Source organism: Rhodococcus sp. ACPA4 (assembly GCF_002300185.1).
GTDB classification, from domain to species: domain Bacteria; phylum Actinomycetota; class Actinomycetes; order Mycobacteriales; family Mycobacteriaceae; genus Rhodococcus_F; species Rhodococcus_F globerula.
Genome location: NZ_NSDY01000001.1, coordinates 4036774 through 4059889 on the forward strand (window position 1 = coordinate 4036774; position 23116 = coordinate 4059889).

Genomic DNA, 23116 nt, shown 5'->3' on the forward strand with positions numbered 1-23116 from the left:
GAATGGACATTCTCTCGAGCACGGTGAACGACGTACCGCTGAGCATCGCCCGACCCGAATCGCCTGCCACGCAGAAACCTGCGGTGATCGTGATGCAGGAGGCCTGGGGCGTCAACGCTCATATCGAGAGCATCCTGTTACGCCTCGCCGACGCCGGATACCTTGCGGTCGCTCCGCATCTCTACCACCGTGGATCACAGTCGTTCTTCACCGATTTTCCATCGGCCAAGAATTCTCTCATGGCGCTGAACAGCGAGGGGATCGGTCACGACGTACGTGCCGCCGTCGCGTACTGCAAGTCCGAGGGAGCCGGCAAGGTCGGCTCCCTCGGATTCTGCATGGGTGGCACCGTGTCACTGTGGTGCGCCGCTGTTCCTCTTGTCGATGCCGCGGTCACCTACTACGGCGGCGCGGTTGCCGAATCACGATGGTCAGGAATCGCTGCCGGGACCGAACTTGCAGCCCAACTGAAGGTTCCGTGGCTCGGTCACTACGGCGACCTCGACACCGGTATCCCGCCGGAGAGCGTCGAACAATTACGCGAGGCCGCCTCCGAACTCGCCCGGGTGTACCGGTATGCCGACGCGGGCCACGCGTTCAACAACGACACCGCCGGCGACCACTACAACCCCGACGCTGCAACACTCGCCTGGTCACGCACTATGGAGTTTTTCGGCGAGACTCTGTGACGCCGAGTTCCGGTCAGGGAACCCGCTTGACTACCGTCCCCGTGATCTCATCCTGAATCTGGTCCGCTGTCGCCGCTTGACTCTGGGCACGACGCGAGCGGGTGAAGTAGTAGATGCCGATCACCGCCAGGACAAACGGAACTCCGAACACCAGCGTCATCTTGAAATCGTCGACCCACAACGTGGTGATCAGAATCGCGACCATGAGGACGCCGCCGAGAATCGTCCCCACGGGAAAGAACGGAATGGTGAAGGAGAGTTTTGTTCCGTCCTCTTTCATCCGCTTGCGGAAGAACCAGTGCGTGACGAAGATCAGCAGCCAGGTTGCCATGGCGCCGAACATCGACAGCGAGATCATCAAGGTGAAGGCCTGCTCGGGAAAGAGCACGTAGACGATCGTCGCGACCGCAATTCCCGACGTCGACAACAGCAATGCGTTGACGGGCGATCCATTGGATCGGACCTTACCGAGAACGGCGGGCGCGTCGCCTGCCCGGGAGAGCGAGAACATCATTCGGGACGACACGTAGAGCTGGCTGTTCATCGCTGACAATGCAGCAATGATCACAACGAAGTTGAGCACACTGTCGGCGCCGGGGATATTGACCACCTGCATGACCGTGACGAACGGACTGCCGCCCGCCAGGATCTTGTCCATCGGGGCGATCGCGAGTATCAACGCCAAGGTTGCGATGTAGAAGACGAACAGACGAACGATCGTGACCCGAAACGCCTTCCTTACCGCCACTGCCGGATTCTCCGCCTCACCCGCGGCGATGGCGATCATCTCGATACTGAGGTAGCTGAAGATCGAGACGATGACGGCAAACCACATGCCGGACAGTCCGTTCGGGAAGAACCCTCCACCTGCGGTGTAGTTATGGAAACCGTACTCGGGATTTCCACTGCCGAACACGACATACGCAGCCATGACGATAAATGCCACGATTGCGAATACCTTGACCGTCGAGAACCAGTACTCCATCGTTCCGAAAGCCTTGACGTTGAACATGTTCACGCCGATCAGCACCCCGGAGAACAACACGATCCACATCCACGACGGTACGTCGGCGAACCAGAACTGCATGTACTCACCGATTGCCGTGACTTCGGTACCGACTGCAAGCACGATGCATGACCAATAGAGATAGCGGACGAGAAACCCGATCAGGGGTCCGACGTAGAACTCTGCATAGGCACCGAACGAACCCGACGTCGCGTGTGCGACAGTCATTTCGGCCAACGCACCCATCAACAGCAGTGCAATGAGACCGCCGATTGCGTAGCTGATGATCACACTCGGCCCGGCAAAGCCGATCGCAAATTTACTGCCGAGAAAGAGTCCCGTCCCGATTGCTCCACCGAGCGCGATCATGCTCATCTGTTTGGGGCCGAGTTCGCGTTTGAGACCTGATTCTCGCTGCTGAATGTTCTTGAAATCACTCATGGAAAACTCCTCACGAAGGCGGCCGCAACAAAACGCAGAAAGTCGAACGATCAGGTGACGGCGTCGCGCTCACGAAACTCCGGGCGATCCCAAGAACTGCTCTCGAGGATGTCCCTCAGAGCGTCCACGGCGTTCCACACGTCGGCGTAGCCGATGTACAAGGGAGTGACGCCGAAGCGCAGTACTCCAGGTTCGCGATAGTCACCGATGACTCCGCGCGCAATGAGAGCCTTCATGATCGAATAGCCCTCGGAATGAACAAAACTCACATGAGACCCACGACGGTCATGCTCCAGTGGTGTGATCAGCTCCAAACCGAAACCCGCGCAGCGCTGCTCGACCAATGCGATGAACAGGTCGGTTAACGCGAGCGACTTCTGCCGGATCTCAGCCATGTCGACACGCAGGGCGATATCGAGGCCGCACTCGACAAGCGACAGAGCCGTGATCGGTTGCGTACCGATAAGGAAGCGTCGAATTCCGTCATGTGCCTCGTAGCCTGGCTCCATCGCAAACGGCCGCGCGTGGCCCCACCACCCGGAGAGCGGTTGCCTGCCCGCGTGCAGATTCCGCTCGTTCACCCAAAGAAATGCCGGTGATCCCGGACCGCCGTTGAGATACTTGTACGTGCAGCCGACCGCGAAGTCTGCATTTGCACCTACCAGGTCGATCTCCACTGCTCCGGCAGAATGGGCGAGGTCCCAGATCATCAATGCGCCACGCTCGTGCATCTGCGCCGTCACCGCTGACATGTCGTACAGATATCCGGTGCGATAATTCGCGTGGGACAGCATCACAACAGCGGTATCTGAGTCGACAGCAGCCGGCAATTCCGCGGGATCGTCGATCAGCCGCAATTCGTATCCGTTGTCGAGAAAACCGATGATTCCCTCCGCGATATAGAGATCGGTGGGAAAGTTGTCTCGCTCCGAGACGATCACACGACGGGTGGGCTGCGTCTGCTTCGCAATACTCAGTGCTGCCGCCAGGCACTTGAACAGGTTGATCGAGGTCGAATCAGTTACCGCTACTTGGCCTTGGCCGGCGCCCAACAGCGGCGCAAGCTTGTCACCTAGCCGTACCGGAAGGTCGAACCACCCGGCTGTGTTCCAGCTTCGGATCAGACTCGTCCCCCATTCTTCGTGGACTACGCGCTCGACACATGCAGTCGCCGACCTCGGACGAGGTCCGAGCGAGTTTCCGTCGAAGTACAGGACTCCCACCGGAAGATCGAACTCGTCTCGGACTGACCGGATCGGATCTTCGGCGTCGGCGAGAACGCAGTCGTCGAAAGACTCGAGTGTGCGCGAAGTCGTATTCATAGTTCTCCTGAAAGTGTTGGTGACACGGTGATTACGAGTAGGTACGCAGTACAGCCCGCACCGGGCTTGCGTCGAGGTCTCGAAACTTCAGCGGCAGAGCAATGAGCTCGTAGATGCCCTCTTCGACACCGTCGAGGCAGAGCCCTTCGAGGATCGCGACGTTACGATCGCTTGCTGCGTGGTGGCCGTCCATGGTCTTGCTGTCCATCGGATCGAACGAAGCACCGTCGATTCCGATCAGAACTCCACCGCGGTCTGCAAACCAGTGAGTCAGTTCCGGGGCGACACCGGCAAAAGTGCTTTCCCATTCGCTCGGGTACTTCGTATAGGTACGCAGAATCAGTCGCTGCGGTAGACGTCCGCCGAATCGCGCCGTCGCCGCTTCGACGGGACCGATGCAGGCAGCGCCGACAACCCCCGTCACATCGACCACAAGGGCCTCGCCGAGATAGGGAGTGAGGGGAACGGCTCCGATGGTCGCACCGTCGATGCGAGTGTGCGCCGGCGCGTCGGCATGGGCGCCGATATGCGGGGTGGTCGTGATCTTGTTGATGGTGACCGGATCACTGTCGCTCAGGTCCGAAGTCACAGCCCGGGCGAACGCGGTATCTCCTGGCCACACGGGCGTCGCTTCGGAGATCTGCGGGCTGATGTCGATCAGCCCAGCCTCCACGTCGCCTTCTGGTCGGCCGATCTTCGGAAGCATCCAGACTCCTTAGTCCATACAGTCGATTGACTCAACCTCGACCGCTTAATAATTCGATCTGTGTGGCAAAAGCTAGAATCAACAGCAAGCAGGGTCAATAGATGCTGAATATCTTGGCAATGACAGGGAGAAATCAGATGATTAATGCGATCGAACAAGCGGCGGTGGCGGCGCGGCCGAATCATGTTCGGCTCGATGACGTCGATATGGCGATCCTCCGCGAACTCATTCGAGACGCACGTATCCCCAACAATGCACTCGCCGAAAAGGTGGGTGTCGCGCCGTCGACAGCCCTTGCCCGTATGCGCGCTCTGCGAGAATCAGAAGTTGTCAAAGGGTTTCACGCAGACATCGATCTGGAAAAGCTCGGCCTCGAGATCTCGGCGATGGTGTCCATCGTGGTGCATTCGCGCGCGCGAAACCGGATGACCGACATTGCCGAGCAGATCAGCAGGCTGGACTCGGTTCAGCGCGTATTTCTGATGAGTGGGGACCGCGATCTCCTCGTACACGTGTCCTGCGAATCACCCGCACGGCTCAGGGATTTTGTCAGCACTCACCTCAACGATCCCGCCATCGCCAACACACAGACCAACTTGATCTTCAGCGAACTGCACCAACCGCTCTGACCGACTTGGCGTGACAACCAAGTTCTGCTGCGCCACGACACATGCCCGACAGTCGAAAGACCGTCGGGCATGCTTGATTCAATTGTCCGATTCGCTAGTCAGGCAGGGTAACAAGGCCTTCCTGCGCAACAGTCGCCAGCAGGAGACCGTCTCGCGTGTAGATCCTTCCGTGAGAAAGCCCCAAACCGTTCCCGGCGAATGACGATTCCTGAACCAGCGCAATCCATTCGTCGACGCGTCCGTCGTTATGCCACCACATCGCGTGGTCCAGGCTGGCAGTAATCACGCCGGGGTCCGCCCACGCCGCACCGTTGTTCCGAAGGATCGGCTCGAGCAACGTGTAGTCACACAGGTAGGCGAGTGCTGCTCGATGCACGTTCACATCGTCAGGCAGTCGCTCGTAGGCCTTGAGCCACACCGTCTGCCGACGCGTACGCTCACCGTCTGCCGAGATGTAGATCGCTTCCGGTGAATGCCTGATGTCGAAGCTGCGATCGTTGGCCCAATACTGCGCGTCCCGCGCTGTCGAATCGCCGAGCGCTTCTGCGGCGGTCGGTAACGTCTCGGGATCTGCGAGGCCCACTGGCATTGGATCCTGGTGCCGCACACCGTCTGAAGGCACATGAAAGGAGGCCAGTCCCTGAAAGATCGTCTTTCCGGACTGAATCCCACGCACGGCACGCTGCGAGAATCCTCGACCGTCACGCAGGCGATCAACCTCGTAGACCGTCTGCTCGTGGACGTCGCCGGCGCGAAGGAAGTATCCGTGGAACGAGTGGATACCTCTGTCATCCGAAACCGTCTTCATCGTCGCTGCAACAGCCTGTGCGACAACCTCGCCGCCGTAGGCGCGTTCGGACGGAATGACTTGGTGCCGAGCGATAAATGTGTTGTCGCCACCGCGCTCGAAGTCCCATGACGCCAACATCGGCTTACTGGAGAGTGTCATGCGCGTCGATACCCTTCGAGTGAGGCGTCATCCACATCGGGGAGGTTGACGACGATGTTGTCCGGTGTGCGGGTAGTCAGCCAGACCAACTCATCTGTGAGGGACATGTTGACCTCGACGTGCGGCATGTACGGCGGCACAAAAACGAAGTCACCCTCGGTCATATCCACAAACTCGGTGTAGTTCTCCCCGAAGTAGATGCGGCCATGACCGGTAAGGACATAGCCGCCGGTTTCGGCTTCACCGTGGTGATGCGGAAGCGAACGGTAGCCTGGTTCGTTCGTGACCTTGCCGTACCAGATCTTGGTGGCCGGGGTGTGCTGGATGCTCACGCCCGAGACGCGCTTGGCTCCGCCCGACTGAGCGGTCGCCTGATACTCGAATCCCTTTCTGGTGACGACAGGGACAACTTCGGTGACGGAATCGTTCGACATATGCTGCGCTCCTTCGTGTGTACAGAAAATCTGTATGTATGGAAAAGGTTGGTCGACTCGGTTATCCGAGTCGGACGGTGTTGGACAACTTGCCAATTCCTTGAATTTCGACTTCGACAACCGCACCGTTGCCCAAGAATGTCGGCGGCGTCATACCGGCGCCGACGCCACCCGGCGTGCCGGTCAACACCACATCTCCTGGTGCAAGTTTCGTGAATTGCGATATGTAGGACAGTAGTTCGGCAGGATTGAATACCAGATCGTCGGTAGTACCGGCCTGAACCAATCGTCCGTCTACGGTGCATGTGATTGTTGCCCCCGACGCCGGGTCGAACTCATCGGGGGTGACCAAGACCGGGCCAAGAGGAGTGGTCGCGTCGAAAGCCTTGCCCTGCAGCCATTGCAGGGTTCGACGTTGCCAGCTGCGAACCGAGATGTCGTTGGCCACCGTGTACCCCGCAATGCCGCGGCGAGCCTCGTCGACATCTGCGTTTCGCAAGTTCGCACCGACAACAACTGCAAGTTCAGCTTCCCAGTCGACGTCGGTGGCATATTCGGGAAGAACGATGTCGTCGTGCGGACCGGTCAAGGTATCGGCAAACTTGGCAAAAAGCGTGGGGAACGCGGGTTCTTCACGATTCATCTCACGCACATGCGCGCGATAGTTCAACCCGCAACAAAGAATCTTCCTCGGGTTCGGAACGACCGACATGACCTGCACCTGATCAAGATTGACCTTTTTGCCCGAATCCGCAGCACGGCTCACCAATTCGGATTTCTGACCCTCCCCCAGAAGCGTGCCGACATCCGGGGAGGCAATCAACCGCGCTCCGCCAGGCGTCATGACCGCCGCACTGGTCTGACCGTCCGAAAGGCGAACTGTGAGTAGTTGCATGGCCGTCAATGCCTCCGTGCATCGAATCGAGTAAATGTCCGTCGACCCGCAATCTGTCGAGTGACTTTTTGTTGCGCTTTGTTTACGATGGTCAATGTAACACGATAGAGGGGGCGGCGACAGAGTTTCCCCCACCTACTCAGGGGACACAGACATGGCCATTTCTCGAGTCAATCCGTCGACAATGCTCAAGCCGTCAGGATTTGCCCATGCGGTACGCGCCGGCAACACCGTGTATCTCGCTGGTCAGACCGCGCTCAACGCCGAAGGCAAGATAGTCGAGGGTGGGATCATCGAGCAGTTTCGGCAAGCGATGTCCAATACGTTGACCTCGTTGGTCGAGGCCGGCGGCAAGCCTTCCGACCTGGTCAGTGTCACCATCTACCTCACCGATATTCCGGATTACCAGGCCAACGGCCGGGAAATCGGTCGGCTGTGGCGAGAAATGGCAGGCACCGAATATCCGGCAATGGCCGGCATCGGCGTCACGTCGCTGTGGCAGAAGGAAGCGCTCATCGAAATTCAGGGTATCGCCGTCGTCGACGAGTGACAGGGCCCCACAAACGAGACTCCGGAGTGGTTGCGCGCGAATTGTTTTGCGCGAAACCACTCCGGAGTCGTACTGCTACAGCAAGTCCGTCAGGCGTGAATTGCCTCCAGGGCGTGGTCGCGCGCCGGCCCACTGAGCGCCGCATTGAGTTCGCGGAAAAGCTCCTCTGCAACGACGCTATTCCATCCGTCCGGCAGCAGATCCAGCGGCAGCCCAGGATCTCGATACGGGAGTCGTCGCCACATGGTCAACATCTCCACGTAGTGAGCAAACGCCTCCCCAGGCGTAAATCCATCCTTGTCGGATTGTTTCAGGATCGGGCGGTATGCATCGATGAATTCGGCGTACAGCGCCGTCAATTCGTCCAAGTCCCACCAGTCTCGGACTTTGGACCGCAGGTCGCCGAACGCGATGTGACTACCACTGAAGATGTCGACGTACCGATGCAAATCCCTGCGCTCCAAGGTCTCTCGAACCTCGCGCTCGATGTTCCCCGGTGCGATCCATACTCCGGAAGCGGCTGTGCCGAAACCGAGGCGAGTCAACTCGGTGCGGAGTGCATGCCGGTTCTCGCGCTCCGATTCGGGCACCGAGAAGACCACCACCAGCCAACCGTCGTCGATACTTGCGCGAGTCCGACCGAAGATGCGAGCGTCGCCTTCGGCGAGCACGTCGAGCAACCAGGGCGACATGGAGTACCCGGCCGACGTTCCGCGTCGCGAACTCGCGAGAACCTCACGACGCTTGAGACGCGAGATCGACGAACGCACTGCAGGGCCGTCGACGCCGAGTTCTGCCATCAAGCGCACCAACGCGGCCACCGATAGCCAGTTCTTCTCCGCTCGCCCGTAGAGGCCGAACAATGTCACGATCAACTGACGAGGGGCCGGATCGCCAGTGATCCGAGCGTCAGCGTCAGAGCGTTCTTTCGTCACGACCGTCATACCACCACGATAGTCCGTTATGGCGGTATGACGGTCGCCGATGCCACAGTTACGCAATCAGGGTGCGCGGACACCTGGCCGCCCGGAAACCGATCCCACTCCAGCCTGAGCGGCGTTTATATTGCGTGGCACCAAGGCAGCAACAGCAGCTCCGGCTACAGCGACAGCACCGAAGACATAGAAGTTCACCTGATATCCGAAGGCCAGATCCGCGATGATGCCACCGATGATCGGCCCACAAATCGCACCGACCCGACCGACTCCCAACGACCAGGCAAGCGCATTCGCGCTCAGTCGCTGCGGGTAGTGCGTGGCACAGAACCCACCTACCAGGATCTGTGTTCCCACACTTCCCAACCCCGCAAAAGCGACGAAGACAAACAAAAGCGCCATCGGCAGATTCACACTCAACAACATCACTGCGCCAAAGGCAACCAGGAATGAGGTGATGACAACCTTCTGAATACCGATCCGGTCCGCGATATACGACGCGCTGATCGATCCGACAATCGCGCCGAGATTCAGAACCAGGAGGAACGCAAGAGCACTGCCCAATGCATATCCTGCCGACCGCATGATCTGGGGCAGCCAGGTATTCAATCCGTAGACCAGGAGCAACCCGCAGAAGTTGGCGAGCGCAAACAAGATCGTCGATCGTAACCAACGCGGGGTGAACAACTCGCGCATACCCGATTGCACAGCATCCGTATCCGGCTTTGCCACAATCGGTTCCGCCGACACGACGTCCTCGTAGAGCACTCCGAACTGCGCCGCGGTGGCACGCGCCTCATCGTCTCGCCCTGTCCGAGCAAGGTAGGAGATCGATTCCGGCAGAAACTTGTAGGCAACAGGCAGCAGAGTCACCAGGGGAAGCGCACCAAGCAGGTACAGAACTTTGAAGTTGATATCGGGCAGCAATGTGATCGCCGATACCGCTGCGATCACGCCGCCGACCGAATACCCACTGAACATCACGGCGTTGGCAAAATTTCGGCGCTCCTTGGGCGCAAATTCCACGGTCAGTGCAATGCAGGTGGGCACCACACCACCGAGTCCGATACCAGTGAGGAATCGCAAGACTCCGAACACGTACTCGTTGGGCGCAAATACGGTCGCCAGCATACAAATCGAGAACCACACGATGGAACCGAGCATGATCCTGCGTCGCCCGAGCCGGTCGGTCAGGAAGCCGACGGTCATCGTCCCGAGGAGCATGCCCACCAAAGCCATACTGCCGATCAGGCCGGCCCCACCGGAATCGAGATTCCAGTCATCGTAGGCAATCAATGTGGGCACTGTTGATCCGTAGACAACCAGGTCGTACCCGTCGAACACGATGGTGACGAAGCAGAGAATCAACACCAAAATTCCCGTGCGCTGTTTGGCCCCTGGCCGTTGCGGTACATCCGGTCGCGACATATGCCTGCTCCTTGGTGGTCGGCTGACTCTGATCGGTGGCGCGACGCGAGATCCGCACCGCCTACGAGGGCTATTGGCGCGATCGCACCAGACAGAAAAGTGTGATCCACGCCATCTAGCGAGGTAAGATATACCGTAAGCCTGACGTTCGTCAATGAAACACAATATTGCAGGCAGACACGGTCCAGATGGAGCAAATCCGCAAGAAAGTTATTTCGTCTCTATTGCGATCGTTCAAACTACGGCATACATTGGGTTCCTCAACCAATACTCGAAAGGTCGAGAATGGCACTCACCGCAACGGCACACGTCGACACCTTCTGCCGTGACAATTTGCCTCCGGAATCTCAATGGCCCGAGTTTCTCTTCGAACTCCCCGACCTGCAGTACCCGGAACGCCTCAACTGCGCCACCGCACTCCTGGACGACACCGTCGCAGCACTTGGCCCCACCCGTCCATGCTTACGCTCGCAGACCGAGACCTGGACGTACGGAGACCTGCTCCGCCATTCGAATCAGATTGCGCGAGTACTCACCGAAGACTTCGGCGTTGTTCCCGGCAACCGAGTATTGCTGCGCGGCAGCAACAACATGTGGATGGTGGCCTGCTGGTTTGCCGTGGTCAAGGCGGGCGCCGTAGTGGTCACCACCATGCCGTTGCTGCGTGCACCCGAACTTCGAAAGCTGATCGCAATCACCACACCGACTGTCGCTATCACCGACAGTGCACTCGCCGAAGAACTTCTCGAAGCAGCGGGAACGATCCCTGTCATCACCTGCGGGACTAACGAATCCACCGATCTTCATGCCCGCGCATCGTCGAAACCCGGCACCTTCGAGAACGTAGACACGGCAGCCGACGATGTGGTTCTACTCGCCCCCACATCCGGCACCACCGGCGTCCCCAAGGCGACAATGCACTTTCACCGCGACGTATTGGCAAACGCCGACACGTTCTCGAAGTACATAGTCAAACCGACCGCAGACGATATCTTCACCGGCACACCACCACTGGCCTTCACTTTCGGTCTGGGCGGACTCGTCATCTTCCCCATGCGGGTCGGCGCATCGACACTTCTGATCGAACGCGCAACTCCGAGCGAACTGGCAGACGCTCTGCTCGAGCATCACATCAGTGTTCTCTTCACTGCTCCTACCGCCTATCGAGCGATGCTTCGAGCCGGTAAAGACCAAGCGCTACAGAGTGTCCGGCGGCTGGTGTCCGCGGGCGAGCATCTTCCGGAAAGCGTCTGGCGTGACGTCAAGGAGCGCACCGGGAAGTCGATCATCGACGGCATCGGCGGCACGGAGATGCTTCATGTCTTCATCTCCGCCTCCGATGACGACATCAGACCCGGTTCCACGGGACGTGCCGTTCCCGGATTTCGCGCCGAAATTCACGACATCGACGGAACCCCTGTTCCCGACGGAACAGCCGGACTCCTCGCCGTCAAGGGACCTACCGGTTGCCGCTACCTGGCGGATCCCCGGCAGACCAGCTACGTCCGCGACGGCTGGAACATGACCGGAGACAGATACATTCGTGATACCGACGGATACTTCTGGTACCAGGCCCGCAGCGACGACATGATTGTCTCCTCCGGGTACAACATCGCAGCGCCAGAGGTCGAGTGGGTGATCGACCAGCATCCGGACGTTCTGGAATCGGGTGTTATCGGACTACCCGACGACGAGCGCGGAATGGTCGTCCACGCAATCGTCGTTCTGGCACCTGGTGTTCCCCGTGACGAGGCCAAGGTCAAGGAACTGCAGAACTTCGTCAAACAAACTGCCGCACCGTACAAATACCCCCGCAGCATCACCTTTGCGGATGAACTACCCAAGACGCCAACTGGCAAGCTTCAAAGATTTCGGCTGCACGAGCACGGCGCAGGAGCGGCATCATGACGCGCGCATCTATCCGGATCGAACGCGTCGTCGATTGGCAGGACACCGATGCTGCGGGCCACTACCACCATTCGACAATCATCCGGTGGGTCGAAGCAGCCGAGTCCGCACTGTACGAGCAGTTGGGATGCCTTCACCTGTTCGGCGTTGTTCCACGAATCAAGTACGACGTGGAATACAGCGAGCGACTGTGGCACCAGGACCTCGTCCACGTCGAACTGACGGTCTCGCGAATCGGCACGAGTTCACTGACTTTCGAATTCCGAGTCGACCGCGACGAGACAATCGCTGCTACCGGCACCCTGACCGTCGTTCACACCGATGGAGCCAGGGGCGGATCCAGCCCATGGCCTGAGCACATTCGTGCCGGCTTCGAGACCGGCAAGCGACAACAACCTGTCACCCAGACGAACACAACGAACTAAGGAAATCCCATGCGTATTGCAGTAGTGGGCGGCGGCCCCGGCGGTCTGTACTTTTCGGCACTGATGAAGCAACTCGACCCGAACCACGAAGTGACGGTGTGGGAACGAAACGCTCCCGACGACACTTTCGGTTTCGGAGTTGTCTTCAGCGACGAAACGCTGGGCGGAATCGAACATGCCGACGAGGCAGTCTACGAGCAGATGGCCACACAGTTCGCTCGCTGGGACGACATCGACGTCCATTACCGTGGAACCACCCTCACTTCCGGTGGGCAAGGCTTTGCGGCGATGTCACGCAAGGAACTCCTCCGCATCCTTCAAGAGCGCTGCCGGGATCTCGAGGTGGATCTTCGATTCCGTACCTTCGCACCGCCGGTCGAGGACCTCAGTCGCGACTACGATCTTGTCCTCGCGTCGGACGGCATCAACTCTGCGATCCGAAGCACGTATGCGGAGACCTTCAAGCCAACTCTCGACCCGCGCAAGAGCAAGTTCATGTGGCTCGGAACGGACAAGGTATTCGAGGCATTCAAGTTCTACGTCAAGGAAACCCCACACGGCGTCATGCAAATTCACGGCTACCCGTTCAGCGACCAAGGCAGCACCTTCATCGTCGAAATGCACGAAGACGTTTGGCGGAAAGCGGGATTCGACGCCTTTGCTGCGGCCGAGTTCCGCCCCGGCGAGAACGACGAGAAGTCGATCGCGATGATCACGGAAATATTCGCCGATGTCCTCGGCGGACACAGTGTCCTCGCGAACAACTCGAAGTGGATCAACTTCACGACAGTTCGGAACGAGCACTGGCGTCACGAGAATGTCATCCTTCTCGGCGACGCAGCCCACACAGCGCACTTCTCCATCGGGTCCGGAACCAAACTCGCGATGGAAGATTCGTTGGCCCTCGCCGCATGTCTGCATGAGCACGATTCCCTCGAGGCCGGTCTCGAAGCATATGAAATCGAGAGGCGGCCCGTGGTCCTGTCGGTTCAGCGCGCCGCCCAGGCCAGCCTCGAATGGTTCGAGAACATCGACCAATACACGGGCCAGAACGAACAGCAGTTCGCGTTCAACCTCATGACCCGTAGCCGCCGAATCACCTACGACAACCTCCGCCTACGGGATCCAGCGTTTGTGGAGGCTATCGACGACTGGTACGCGGCCAACGAGATCGAGGCCGGACACACCGACGAAACCACCTCGCGCCCACCGATGTTCCACCCATACCGAATGCGCGGCCTCGAGCTGGAAAACCGCATCCTGGTCTCGGCCATGGACATGTATTCGGCCGTCGACGGAGTGCCCGGAGATTTCCATCTCGTCCATCTAGGCAGCAAAGCTCTCGGTGGTGCCGGGTTGGTCATGACCGAGATGGTGTGCGTCAGCCCCGAGGGGCGCATCACTCCCGGCTGCACCGGGCTGTACAACGCCGAGCAGGAAGAGTCGTGGCGGCGGATAGTCAACTTCGTCCATGAACAGTCCAATGCAAAGCTCGGTGTGCAGCTGGGTCATTCAGGACGCAAGGGGTCCACGAAACTGATGTGGGAGGGCATCGACCAACCACTCGAGGACGGCAACTGGGACGTTGTCAGCGCGTCGGCGCTGCCGTACTCACCGGCCAATCAAGTTCCACGCGAAATCACCACCGCCGAGATGGACGTCGTGAGAGCGCAGTTCGTCGAAGCCGCGCGCAGCGCGGACCGGGCCGGATTCGACCTCCTCGAACTCCACTGCGCCCACGGCTATCTTCTGTCGTCGTTCCTGTCCCCGCTCTCCAACACACGGACGGACGAATACGGCGGAAGCATCGAGAATCGGCTTCGATTCCCGCTCAGTGTTTTTGATGCCGTCCGTGAAGTCTGGCCCACGGAGAAGCCGATATCGGTCCGCATCTCCGCGGTGGACTGGGCAGAGGGCGGCAACACCGTCGACGATTCCCTACGCATCGTTGATGCCTTTGCCGAACACGGTGTCGACGTACTCAACGTCTCCTCCGGGCAGATCGTCAAGGACGAGGCACCCGCGTTCGGCCGCAGCTACCAGACACCTTTTGCCGATCGCATCCGGAACACGGTTGGTCGCACACATGGCGTCGGAGTTATTGCAGTGGGTGCAATTTCGTCGCACGATGACGTCAACTCGGTACTACTGGCGGGCCGCGCGGATCTGGTGGCGCTCGGTCGTCCGCATCTGTACAACCCGGCTTGGACTCTGCACGCTGCGGCCGAGCAGGAGTACACCGGTCCCGGCGTGTCGTGGCCCGACCAGTTCAAGGCGGGCAGCCGTAAACCGCCGAGTGGGCGCACCGACGGCCCACCGCCTCGGTTGACTCTGATCCGCGACGGGGAATCCGAGACGCGGCATTCGCGTTGGACTCCGAACGCAGCGCGGACGTAAAAACGGTAGGTGCGAACACACGTCGTGTTCGCACCTACCGTTTTCTGCTGTGGTCAGGATCCGGCGCGGATGTGGTCACGATCCGGCGCGGATGTGGTCAGGATCCGGCGCGGATCCATTCCTCTAGGTGCGGCGCCTCGGTACCGATTGTGGTGCCGTCACCGTGACCGGTGTGAACCGTGGTCTCGGCAGGTAAGGCAAACAGCTTGTCGCGAATGGACCCGATGATGGTCGGGAAGTCGGAGTACGACCGCCCGGTAGCACCGGGACCACCGGAGAACAAGGTGTCGCCGCTGAACAGTTCGCCAGCCTCCGGCAGGTAGAGGCACGTCGACCCCGGCGAATGGCCGGGTGTGTGGATGGCCAGAATATCGGTGCCTGCCACCGAGATTCGCTGCCCCTCTTCCAAACTCAGGTGCTTGACGCCTGGATGTGTCATCTCCCAGAGGACGTCGTCAGCCGGATTCAGGTAGATCGGAGCGTCGAGCTTCTCGGACAGTTCCGGCGCAACGGTGACGTGATCGTTGTGTCCGTGAGTACACACGATTCCGACAACCTTGCGGCCGGCAACGGCGTCGATGATGGGCTGCGCGGTGTGCGCGGCGTCCACGACAACCACCTCGTTGTCGTCACCGATCAGCCAGATGTTGTTGTCCACGTCCCACGTTCCGCCGTCGAGGCTGAACGAACCTGATGTGACGACGCGATCGACTCGCAAGGTCACAGGACCACCACCGAGCGCAGGACCTCGCCGCGGTGCATCGTCTCGAAGGCCTTCTCGACCTCGTCGAGCTTGATGCGCTCGCTGACGAACTTCTCGAGCGGCAGACGCCCCTGCTGGTACAGATCGACCAGGACCGGGAAGTCGCGCTCGGGCAGGCAGTCTCCGTACCATGACGACTTGAGTGCGCCACCACGGGAGAAGAAGTCGACAAGTGGCATCTCGAGAGTCATGTCCGGCGTCGGAACACCTACCAGCACTACGGTTCCCGCGAGGTCACGCGCGTAGAAGGCCTGCTTCCACGTCTCCGGGCGTCCAACTGCGTCAACGACGACATCTGCGCCGAAACCACCGGTCAGCTCCTGAACAGCTTCGACAACGTCGTCGACCTCGGTGGCGTTGATCGTGTGGGTTGCGCCAAGTTCTGTGGCCCACTCCAGCTTTCGCGGATCACGGTCGATGGCGATGATGGTATTGGCGCCGGCCAGACGCGAACCCATGATGGCGGCGTCGCCGACACCACCGCAGCCGATGACGGCCACCGAGTCGCCGCGGCCGACGTTGCCGGTGTTCATGGCGGCACCCATACCGGCCATGACACCGCAACCGAGCAGACCGACAACAGCGGGATCAGCCGACGCATCGACCTTGGTGCACTGGCCTTCGTGGACAAGGGTTTTGTCGGCAAACGCGCCAATGCCGAGGGCCGGCGTCAGTTCGGTTCCGTCTTCGAGGGTCATCTTCTGCTCGGCGTTGAAGGTGTCGAAGCAGTACTGGGGGCGTCCGCGCTTACATGCACGGCACTGCCCGCAGACGGCGCGCCAGTTCAGGACGACGAAGTCGCCGACCTCGACGTGTGTGACTCCCGCGCCGACGCTCTCGACGATGCCCGACGCCTCGTGCCCGAGAAGGAACGGGTATTCGTCGTTGATGCCGCCGTCGCGGTAGGTGAGGTCGGTGTGGCACACGCCGCACGCTGCGATGGCAACAACCACCTCGTTGGCACCGGGATCGGGAATCGTGATGGGAACGATTTCGACGGGGGCACCCTTGGATCGGGCGATGACGCCGCGTACCTGCTGTGGCATGGCTCTGCTCCTGGCTTGTGCGTTTTCGGACATGTCGTCACATAGCAATATATGAACGCACTACGAGGTTAACCCGAATACCCGAGCCGGAACCCTGGCCGAAATAACTGACCGACCTATCCGAAGAGCTAGGGAGCTGGTTTGACACCGGCTTCCGCGCCTACAGCTGCGGCAGCACCGCGGCTGTCGACGCCCAGTTTCTTGAGAACTCCCGCGACGTGAAATTTCACGGTGCTCTCACTGACACCGAGACGCTCGGAGATCGCCTTGTTCCGACGACCCGCGACCAGATGCTCGAGCACTTCGATTTCTCGCGGACCCAGATCGGACAGCGTGTGGTCGACGGGCGTCGCGGCAACCACGTCGAGCGGAATGGTGGCACTGATCCGGCTGCCCCAACCTGCAGTCGACTCCGAATCTATTGTTCCACCCAACGTCTCTACCCGCGAACGCAATTGGCGTTCCAGATCGGCAACGTCGGCTTCGCCTCGCCCGTCGTCGCGGATGTCGATCAACAGAGCGGAACCGTCGAGGCTCCACTCGACCCGAATCCGCGACAGCGTGTGTTGATCCGCAAGAGCAAGCACCGCACCTCGCACCACCGCCCGCGCGCCGTGCGCAACTTCACCGGGAAGCCCACGCCCCTCGACCGGCGGTTCCACCAGTTCCAACTCGACGTTGCGGTGTTTGAGCAGTGATCGCAACTCCCCGCGCATCCGCGCAAAAGCCGTGGTGATTGCCTCTTCCGCCAGTTCCCGATGGACGTCGACAGCGGACCGCAACCGGATCAACGCCGACGACGTGGTCTCCCTGGCAGCTGTTCGCGCCCGAGTGTCGTCGAGATCATCCGAACGCAATGTGGCCAGGACGGTCTCCAGCGTCGCCGCGTGAACCTCGGTCATCTCGGCAACCGTGCGCGCGCGTTCCGACGACGCGGCACGCGACTCCGCCAAATAAGCCGGGCTGGCATTGCGGACCTGCAGTTGAATGCCGGTCGCGACCACCCCGAACAGTGCTGCCGCCAACTCGAGCGCCGTTGCCCGAGTTGCCGTCGAGCGCGGCAACAGGACCAGTACCGTGTCTGTCCGATCGAGAACAGCAACCACTTCACGCTCCCGGCCGGCAACCGCCAGTTGTCCCCGAAAGATCTGTCCCACAGCAAGATCGGTACGGATGCGATCAAGTTCGGCGATGGTGACTCGATCGACGACTGCCGGATCTCCAGCCACCTTGCGTGGCCGGCCGGTGCATTCACGTGTGAAGATCACGAGCGCGGTGTGTGGCACCAGATCAGTGAGCAACACCGAGAATCTGCGGCCGATCTCGGGCAGCGGACCCACCAGTACGTCGCGCAGGTCGGAGATGAGAGTGGGGAGTTGTTCGGTGGTACTCACCGTTCAACGATAGCCACTCGCTTTTACAGCGTCGTTTTCATCAACATCACGTTGTAGTCCGACCACGTCGTAGCAAGGAAGTACAAATCCTGCCCCTGAGACCACGGATGCATGTACGCGCCGTAGAGGCCAGGGACGGCGCCCGGTTCGATCACGATGTCGGGGGCACTCCACGGGCCGGTCAGTTGGTCGGCGGTGCGCAACACCAGAGCACCCCATTCGTTCGAGTACATCGCAACGAACTTTCCGAGATAGTTGTTGTACTGCACCGACAGTTCGCTGACGTCGCCGTCGAGAACCGGCGTCGCTACATCGGGTTTGTTTGGCACCCAAGCCTTTCCGTCCCAGTATTCGTACGCCGCGACGTCTACGATCGACTCTTCCTTCACTCGCGAAAGTCGCGCTTCGCCGAACCTGCCCGACGGTGTCCCGAAGTTGTAGACATACCCACCGTCCTTGACGAAGGACCCCATCTGGAAGTTGGCGTTACCGGTCAACGGCAGGTTCGGGCGCGCCGACGCCGGTTCCACCTGCCACGTTTCGCCGTTGTCCCGGGAGGACGCGATCTGCGAGAAATTTGTCACCCATTCTCCTGATCCTCCCCACGACCGCACCGACATGTAGTTGACGTACTGCACGCCACCCACCGCGATACCCGTCGTAGGAATGCTGCTGGTTTCGACTCCGGTGACTTTGAGGCTGTCGATGATTTCGCGGGAGCGATTGGGGCGATCGACCGGTGAGGAGTCGATATTCATGCCGTCACTGAGAATGCCGTCGGCGCTGCGAAAGAGGACGTTGCTTCGCCAGTCACCCACAACGCCGCCGCACGTCGGGTCCGAATTCAATCCGACCGTATCGCCGAAGACCGTCAGAACCTGGCCTGCGCCGTTGTCCCACATGATCCCGAGATCGGTGCCGAGCACATTGAACCGTTCGACCGTCTGATTGGGGCTGAGCGCTCCGGTGATGTATTCGACCGCAGACGTGCGGCCTTGCATGTCGGGGAGATTCCCGTCGGTTCCGTTGAGCCATGGAATCGGGTTGGTCGGCCCACCTGACTTGTCGAAGATCGCCGAGATATTGCAACCCCACGGCGAGGCCTGGGCTGTTGTTGTGACAACGCCGGCGGGCACAAAGGCACAGGCCAATGCGACTACCGGCAATTTCCATGACTGTTTCATCGCTCCCCTTTCGCGGGGAGGATGCCCCGAAGAGAGGCGAACGTAACTTCGCTTCTATTCCGCGGCCTCTACTCGGGCACCGACGGCGTGAAGTATCACGATGTGCGGACCCCAGGGCACCAACGCGTCGACCGCACGCTCGAGGTCGTCGACAGGCGGCAGATCCTGCGGTCCCAGTACTTCGATCACCGCGGTGTGCGCCTGCCACGTGACGGACCCGACTTGAACGCCCGGAACTCCAGCCAGCCACTCTTCGGCGGCATCATGGATCTGGCTCGCCCACAACGAAGCAAGAGAATTCACCACCATCGGGATGGCAACAACAACCAGGGCCGACGCCAACACCAGGTAGACCCGTCGATGTCCCGCGGCAGCTGCCCCTGATTCGCGCGCATAACCGGCGATCACCAGTACCACCGTCGCCGTGATCACCATGGCAACGACATTCGACGCAAAGAGGATCAGCGCCCCCAACGCAAGCGACGGTGCACCCGAACCGAGACAGACACCCACAACGGCAAGAGGCGGAACCAGTGAAATCGCGATCGCCACGCCGGGGAGCACGTCACCGACATCGCGCCGGGTAATCGCGATCGACCCGGCAAACCCTGTGGCGATGGCCGCCGCGAGATCCGTCAACGTCGGGGTCGTTCGTCCGGTCACCTGAGAGTTGGACAGCACACTCGTCGGGTTGAGCAGAACAAGGGAGAACAGAAAACCGAGAGCAACGACAACAACGAGCCCACCCGCGACGTACACAACACTGCGGGCAATGAGTGCGCCCCGACCGGTAACGATGCCGAGGCCGATCCCCAGAATCGGCGTGGACAACGGAGCGACGATCATCGCCCCGATCACGGTGGCCGTCGAGTCACCCACCACCCCGGCGCTCGCGATCATCCCGGAGAGAACGAGCATTATCCAGAACGCGGAACGTTTAGCCGCCTTGTCTCCGGTGGAGAGATCCAGCCGATCATCGAGTTCTTCGAGGGTGCGACGCTGGCTGTCCGGAATCAGAAATGAGCGCATAGCCGATCCTTTCGGACAAGAACCCGGACATTCTCCACACCGTAAGCCTTGCGCGGCTGCTCCGGGCCTACCTGGCCGAAATCGACTTCAGCCACCTGTCCATGACCGTCGCGGCAAACTCGAGTCCTTCGGTTTCCGCGGATGCCAACTGCTCGATGAAGATCCGAGGTCCGTCGGCGCCCAGCGAAGTCAGCAGCGACTTGCGATACTCGTCCAACTCCATCCAATCGCGTGCCACCTCACACGACGCTTCGAGGTGAAACTGCACGCCGTAACTCTCCTTGTACCGGAAGAGCTGGTTCGGGTACTTGGAAGAACCTGCAAGATGCACGCCGCCCTCCGGGATCTCGAAAGTATCCGAATGCCATTGCATGGCAGGAAAAGTGACGGGCAGACTCCCCCAGATCGGATCCAGTGTGCCGGCCTCGGTCAACGTGACGTCCTCGACGCCCACCTCCGGGACTGCCCCGGTGTACACGCGAGCTCCAAGCGCTGCCGCCAACAATTGCGAACCGAGGCACACTCCCCAGACCGGAACGTCTGCGTCGACGAGCGCACGAATGTACGCGATCTCGGAAGCCAACCACTCGATGCCGTCTTGATCGCCGACGCCCATCGGGCCACCCATGACGATCACCGCGTCGAACTCGACATGTGTGGGAAGCGGGTCGGTTCCCAACAGGACGGTCTGCACATCGCCATACGTATCCAAGACCGGAGAGTACGCAGCCGGGGGCTCGCATTGTGCGTGTCGAAGTTCCAAGAATCGCATGTCGCTGATTATTCCTCGCATTCCTCCCGGATGAGTTCCAGCGCCGATTTGTCGGCTGCGCACCAATTATGCGGAAAACCCTCACGGCTACACCGATTGCTTTGTAGTGTGACCGAGCTGGACGTATGTCCAGCGCATTCGGAGTGCCCCGCCGTCCACTCCGGTTCACGAGAAACGAGCCGTTCATGGTGTCCACATCCGCTCACGACGCTTCGCCCCGGCGTGCACACGTCATTCGCACGATCCTCGCGGTACTGGTGATCGCGCCACTCTCGATTGCCGCCTTCTACATGTGGGCTTTGTGGGACCCGGGCGACACCGTGAACCGTCTGCCCGTGGCCATCGTCAACGCCGACAAGGGCACCGATCTCGACGGCACCCACATCGTTGCGGGAGACGACGTGGTGGCCGCACTTGTCGACAGCGGCGACGTCGCCTGGAAGGTCGTCACGGCTCAGGAAGCGCAGACGGGCGTCGACGACGGCACGTACTACTTCTCCGTCGTCATACCCGAGTCGTTCAGCGCCGATGTGGCAAGTGCGGCTTCCGGTTCAGGACGGAAAGCCCAATTGCAGGTGGTCTACAACGACTACAACAGCCTCGTCGCCGGACCCGTCGGTGAGAGCATCATCGCGCAGGTACGTTCGGCCGTCTCCGAATCCATCGGCGAGCAGTCCATCGACCAGGTTCTGGTGGGACTCGGCGAACTCGGAACCGGCTTCGGAGAAGCAGCCGCTGGTGCACAACAGCTTTCCGACGGCTCCGCCGCCGCACTGGCCGGCACCAACCAGCTCTACGCCGGCAGTGCGGAACTCGCGGCCGGTCTCGGTGAGGCGAACCAGGGCGGACAGGAACTTGCGGCGGGAGCGGGCGAACTCGCCGCGGGTACCGATGAGGCCGCAGCCGGGTCTCGGGAACTCGCGACCGGAATGCAGCAATTGGTGGGCGGCGCGGACGAACTGGGCGCCGGGGCGCGCCAGATCAGCGAAGTGGTCGACATGGTGACCACGCCCATCCTTGATGTCGCCGACTCGGCAAGTGCTGTGGTCGGTCAGATCGACACGTTGACGAATTCGCTACGGCTCGCGGGAGACCCCGTGTCCGCAGGACTTGTCGACGCGCTCGCCTCGTTACGAACCTCGCTCACCGCACAACCTGCAGATGACGACGTGATGGGCCAACTCAGCCAACTCCGGGACGGCGCCCGGGAAATCACACGCCAACTCACGGATCCGGCTAGTGACTATCGCGGCGGATTGAACGCCGCTGCCGCCGGCGCCGGCGAATTGAGCACCGGCCTCGGGCAACTGTCCGATGGTGCGCACCAACTTGATGCGGGAGCAAACGAACTGTCGTCCGGCATCGGCCAACTGGCAGCAGGCAGCGTCGAACTCCGCGACGGTCTTGGCGAGTTGAATGTCGGCATGGGTGAACTGAATGCAGGCTCGGGCGAGCTGGCCCAGGGACTCACCGACGGCGCCGCCCAGGTACCGCAGTTCACCGACGAGGAACGCGCCACCACCGCCAACCTGTTGTCGGCACCGGTCGCAGTTGACGCTCGAAACAACTACCCGGCGGCTGGATTCGGACCTGGAGCAGTACCGGCAGTGATGTCCGTAGCCCTGTTCCTCTGCGGAATTCTCACCTGGTTCGTAGTCCGGCCACGTCGTGGACGCTCACAGCAGGTGCATGGCTCGATGCTGCGTGAAGGTCTGCGCCGCTACCGCATTCCGGCACTCGTCACCCTCGTCACGGCTTTGATACTGTCCGTGATTGCGCTGACCGTCGCGGATGTGGACCCACCCAGCGTGGTGGCGATGGTCGCCGTGATGATCCTTGTCGGTGCAGCTGCAGTTGCCTGCGGACGCCTGTTCACCGTTGTATTCGGCGCCGTCAACGGAACGTTCATCGCACTGAGCGCCTTGATGATTCAGATCTTTGCATTCGGCGCGGTGTATCCCATCGAACAGATGCCTGCCCCGCTGCGGTGGTTGCACGCCCTGATGCCACTGACCTGGGCGCGCAACGCGATGCGCATGGTCCTGGTCGGCTACTACGGGCCGAGGTTCTGGCTGGCCGTAGCTGCCTTGGCAGCTCTGGTGATCGGAGCCGTCGTGTTCACCATCTGGTGGCGGCGTCGACAAGAACCGCCAATTGACGACGCGCCGATCACAGAGGAGATCGTCTATCTGCAACCGGCGCAGACGTGACCGT

At 60.6% G+C, this 23116-nt stretch carries 21 protein-coding genes; 7 read left to right on the forward strand and 14 right to left on the reverse strand.

Annotated elements, in window-relative coordinates; genetic code table 11:
- Positions 1–2: 2 nt before the first annotated feature.
- The gene (locus tag CJ178_RS18455) at positions 3–689 is read left to right on the forward strand and encodes a dienelactone hydrolase family protein (protein WP_095887330.1); all 687 of its coding nucleotides are present in this window, start codon (positions 3–5) and stop codon (positions 687–689) included.
- Positions 690–702: 13 nt separating this feature from the next.
- On the opposite strand, the gene CJ178_RS18460 is transcribed toward CJ178_RS18455, so the two are convergent.
- Genes CJ178_RS18460 through CJ178_RS18470 form a run of 3 tightly spaced genes read right to left on the reverse strand, consistent with a single transcriptional unit; the run spans position 703 to position 4164 of the window.
- On the reverse strand, positions 703–2136 hold the full coding sequence (locus tag CJ178_RS18460; RefSeq protein WP_095887331.1) for an amino acid permease: 1434 nt from the start codon (positions 2134–2136) through the stop codon (positions 703–705).
- A 50-nt stretch (positions 2137–2186) separates the two neighbouring features.
- A complete protein-coding gene (gene kynU / locus CJ178_RS18465; protein WP_095887332.1) occupies positions 2187–3458 on the reverse strand; it encodes a kynureninase in 1272 nt (423 codons plus the stop codon).
- 31 nt (positions 3459–3489) lie between these two features.
- Positions 3490–4164, reverse strand: a complete 675-nt coding sequence (locus tag CJ178_RS18470; RefSeq protein WP_095887333.1) for a cyclase family protein — start codon at positions 4162–4164, stop codon at positions 3490–3492.
- 137 nt (positions 4165–4301) lie between these two features.
- Here CJ178_RS18470 and CJ178_RS18475 point away from each other — a divergent pair, with 137 nt between their 5' ends.
- Positions 4302–4793, forward strand: a complete 492-nt coding sequence (locus CJ178_RS18475; protein ID WP_095888035.1) for an Lrp/AsnC family transcriptional regulator — start codon at positions 4302–4304, stop codon at positions 4791–4793.
- Between the two features lie 94 nt (positions 4794–4887).
- Here the strand turns inward: CJ178_RS18475 and CJ178_RS18480 are convergent, their stop codons facing one another.
- The 3 genes from CJ178_RS18480 to CJ178_RS18490 form a co-directional block, all read right to left on the reverse strand.
- Entirely contained in the window at positions 4888–5742 is an 855-nt protein-coding gene (locus tag CJ178_RS18480) for an acyl-CoA thioesterase (protein WP_095887334.1), read from the reverse strand.
- The gene (locus tag CJ178_RS18485) at positions 5739–6176 is read right to left on the reverse strand and encodes a cupin domain-containing protein (protein ID WP_042953132.1); all 438 of its coding nucleotides are present in this window, start codon (positions 6174–6176) and stop codon (positions 5739–5741) included. The genes CJ178_RS18480 and CJ178_RS18485 overlap by 4 nt, the downstream gene beginning before the upstream one ends.
- A 61-nt stretch (positions 6177–6237) precedes the next feature.
- Positions 6238–7071: a fumarylacetoacetate hydrolase family protein gene (locus tag CJ178_RS18490; protein WP_095887335.1), complete on the reverse strand. Its 834-nt coding sequence runs from the start codon at positions 7069–7071 to the stop codon at positions 6238–6240.
- A 154-nt stretch (positions 7072–7225) separates the two neighbouring features.
- On the opposite strand from CJ178_RS18490, the gene CJ178_RS18495 reads away from it, so the two are divergent.
- Positions 7226–7621, forward strand: coding sequence for a RidA family protein (locus CJ178_RS18495; RefSeq protein ID WP_095887336.1), 396 nt, complete (start codon positions 7226–7228; stop codon positions 7619–7621).
- An 89-nt stretch (positions 7622–7710) separates the two neighbouring features.
- On the opposite strand, the gene CJ178_RS18500 is transcribed toward CJ178_RS18495, so the two are convergent.
- Together CJ178_RS18500 and CJ178_RS18505 are read right to left on the reverse strand one after the other, a co-directional pair.
- Positions 7711–8565, reverse strand: coding sequence for a PaaX family transcriptional regulator (locus tag CJ178_RS18500; protein WP_042953136.1), 855 nt, complete (start codon positions 8563–8565; stop codon positions 7711–7713).
- A gap of 57 nt (positions 8566–8622) precedes the next feature.
- Complete coding sequence (locus CJ178_RS18505; RefSeq protein ID WP_218833734.1) at positions 8623–9984, reverse strand: MFS transporter; 1362 nt, start codon at positions 9982–9984, stop codon at positions 8623–8625.
- A gap of 285 nt (positions 9985–10269) precedes the next feature.
- Here CJ178_RS18505 and CJ178_RS18510 point away from each other — a divergent pair, with 285 nt between their 5' ends.
- Genes CJ178_RS18510 through CJ178_RS18520 form a run of 3 tightly spaced genes read left to right on the forward strand, consistent with a single transcriptional unit; the run spans position 10270 to position 14714 of the window.
- On the forward strand, positions 10270–11892 hold the full coding sequence (locus CJ178_RS18510; RefSeq protein WP_095887337.1) for an AMP-binding protein: 1623 nt from the start codon (positions 10270–10272) through the stop codon (positions 11890–11892).
- On the forward strand, positions 11889–12317 hold the full coding sequence (locus CJ178_RS18515; protein WP_095887338.1) for an acyl-CoA thioesterase: 429 nt from the start codon (positions 11889–11891) through the stop codon (positions 12315–12317). The genes CJ178_RS18510 and CJ178_RS18515 overlap by 4 nt, the downstream gene beginning before the upstream one ends.
- A 9-nt stretch (positions 12318–12326) precedes the next feature.
- Complete coding sequence (locus tag CJ178_RS18520) at positions 12327–14714, forward strand: bifunctional salicylyl-CoA 5-hydroxylase/oxidoreductase (protein ID WP_095887339.1); 2388 nt, start codon at positions 12327–12329, stop codon at positions 14712–14714.
- A 97-nt stretch (positions 14715–14811) separates the two neighbouring features.
- Here the strand turns inward: CJ178_RS18520 and CJ178_RS18525 are convergent, their stop codons facing one another.
- The 6 genes from CJ178_RS18525 to CJ178_RS18550 form a co-directional block, all read right to left on the reverse strand.
- Positions 14812–15438 carry an MBL fold metallo-hydrolase gene (locus CJ178_RS18525; RefSeq protein WP_095887340.1) on the reverse strand — a complete coding sequence of 209 codons (627 nt, stop codon included), beginning with the start codon at positions 15436–15438 and terminating at the stop codon, positions 14812–14814.
- Entirely contained in the window at positions 15435–16523 is a 1089-nt protein-coding gene (locus CJ178_RS18530; protein WP_033233613.1) for an S-(hydroxymethyl)mycothiol dehydrogenase, read from the reverse strand. The genes CJ178_RS18525 and CJ178_RS18530 overlap by 4 nt, the downstream gene beginning before the upstream one ends.
- A 128-nt stretch (positions 16524–16651) precedes the next feature.
- Positions 16652–17917, reverse strand: coding sequence for a helix-turn-helix transcriptional regulator (locus CJ178_RS18535; protein ID WP_092804493.1), 1266 nt, complete (start codon positions 17915–17917; stop codon positions 16652–16654).
- A 23-nt stretch (positions 17918–17940) separates the two neighbouring features.
- Positions 17941–19101 carry a DUF4185 domain-containing protein gene (locus CJ178_RS18540; protein ID WP_033233615.1) on the reverse strand — a complete coding sequence of 387 codons (1161 nt, stop codon included), beginning with the start codon at positions 19099–19101 and terminating at the stop codon, positions 17941–17943.
- A 54-nt stretch (positions 19102–19155) separates the two neighbouring features.
- A complete protein-coding gene (locus CJ178_RS18545) occupies positions 19156–20130 on the reverse strand; it encodes a DUF389 domain-containing protein (protein WP_095887341.1) in 975 nt (324 codons plus the stop codon).
- 67 nt (positions 20131–20197) lie between these two features.
- Positions 20198–20842 (reverse strand): type 1 glutamine amidotransferase, encoded by a 645-nt coding sequence (locus CJ178_RS18550; RefSeq protein ID WP_257013255.1) that lies wholly within the window; start codon positions 20840–20842, stop codon positions 20198–20200.
- A 245-nt stretch (positions 20843–21087) separates the two neighbouring features.
- On the opposite strand from CJ178_RS18550, the gene CJ178_RS18555 reads away from it, so the two are divergent.
- Positions 21088–23112, forward strand: a complete 2025-nt coding sequence (locus CJ178_RS18555) for a YhgE/Pip domain-containing protein (protein WP_095888038.1) — start codon at positions 21088–21090, stop codon at positions 23110–23112.
- Positions 23113–23116: the final 4 nt, after the last annotated feature.

Bases quoted from the DNA above. Each gene is read 5' to 3' on its own strand.
- CJ178_RS18455 (WP_095887330.1), top strand. From the start codon at position 3: ATGGACATTCTCTCGAGCACGGTGAACGACGTACCGCTGAGCATCGCC.
- CJ178_RS18460 (WP_095887331.1), bottom strand. From the start codon at position 2,136: ATGAGTGATTTCAAGAACATTCAGCAGCGAGAATCAGGTCTCAAACGC.
- kynU (WP_095887332.1), bottom strand. From the start codon at position 3,458: ATGAATACGACTTCGCGCACACTCGAGTCTTTCGACGACTGCGTTCTC.
- CJ178_RS18470 (WP_095887333.1), bottom strand. From the start codon at position 4,164: ATGCTTCCGAAGATCGGCCGACCAGAAGGCGACGTGGAGGCTGGGCTG.
- CJ178_RS18475 (WP_095888035.1), top strand. From the start codon at position 4,302: ATGATTAATGCGATCGAACAAGCGGCGGTGGCGGCGCGGCCGAATCAT.
- CJ178_RS18480 (WP_095887334.1), bottom strand. From the start codon at position 5,742: ATGACACTCTCCAGTAAGCCGATGTTGGCGTCATGGGACTTCGAGCGC.
- CJ178_RS18485 (WP_042953132.1), bottom strand. From the start codon at position 6,176: ATGTCGAACGATTCCGTCACCGAAGTTGTCCCTGTCGTCACCAGAAAG.
- CJ178_RS18490 (WP_095887335.1), bottom strand. From the start codon at position 7,071: ATGCAACTACTCACAGTTCGCCTTTCGGACGGTCAGACCAGTGCGGCG.
- CJ178_RS18495 (WP_095887336.1), top strand. From the start codon at position 7,226: ATGGCCATTTCTCGAGTCAATCCGTCGACAATGCTCAAGCCGTCAGGA.
- CJ178_RS18500 (WP_042953136.1), bottom strand. From the start codon at position 8,565: ATGACGGTCGTGACGAAAGAACGCTCTGACGCTGACGCTCGGATCACT.
- CJ178_RS18505 (WP_218833734.1), bottom strand. From the start codon at position 9,984: ATGTCGCGACCGGATGTACCGCAACGGCCAGGGGCCAAACAGCGCACG.
- CJ178_RS18510 (WP_095887337.1), top strand. From the start codon at position 10,270: ATGGCACTCACCGCAACGGCACACGTCGACACCTTCTGCCGTGACAAT.
- CJ178_RS18515 (WP_095887338.1), top strand. From the start codon at position 11,889: ATGACGCGCGCATCTATCCGGATCGAACGCGTCGTCGATTGGCAGGAC.
- CJ178_RS18520 (WP_095887339.1), top strand. From the start codon at position 12,327: ATGCGTATTGCAGTAGTGGGCGGCGGCCCCGGCGGTCTGTACTTTTCG.
- CJ178_RS18530 (WP_033233613.1), bottom strand. From the start codon at position 16,523: ATGCCACAGCAGGTACGCGGCGTCATCGCCCGATCCAAGGGTGCCCCC.
- CJ178_RS18540 (WP_033233615.1), bottom strand. From the start codon at position 19,101: ATGAAACAGTCATGGAAATTGCCGGTAGTCGCATTGGCCTGTGCCTTT.
- CJ178_RS18545 (WP_095887341.1), bottom strand. From the start codon at position 20,130: ATGCGCTCATTTCTGATTCCGGACAGCCAGCGTCGCACCCTCGAAGAA.
- CJ178_RS18555 (WP_095888038.1), top strand. From the start codon at position 21,088: ATGGTGTCCACATCCGCTCACGACGCTTCGCCCCGGCGTGCACACGTC.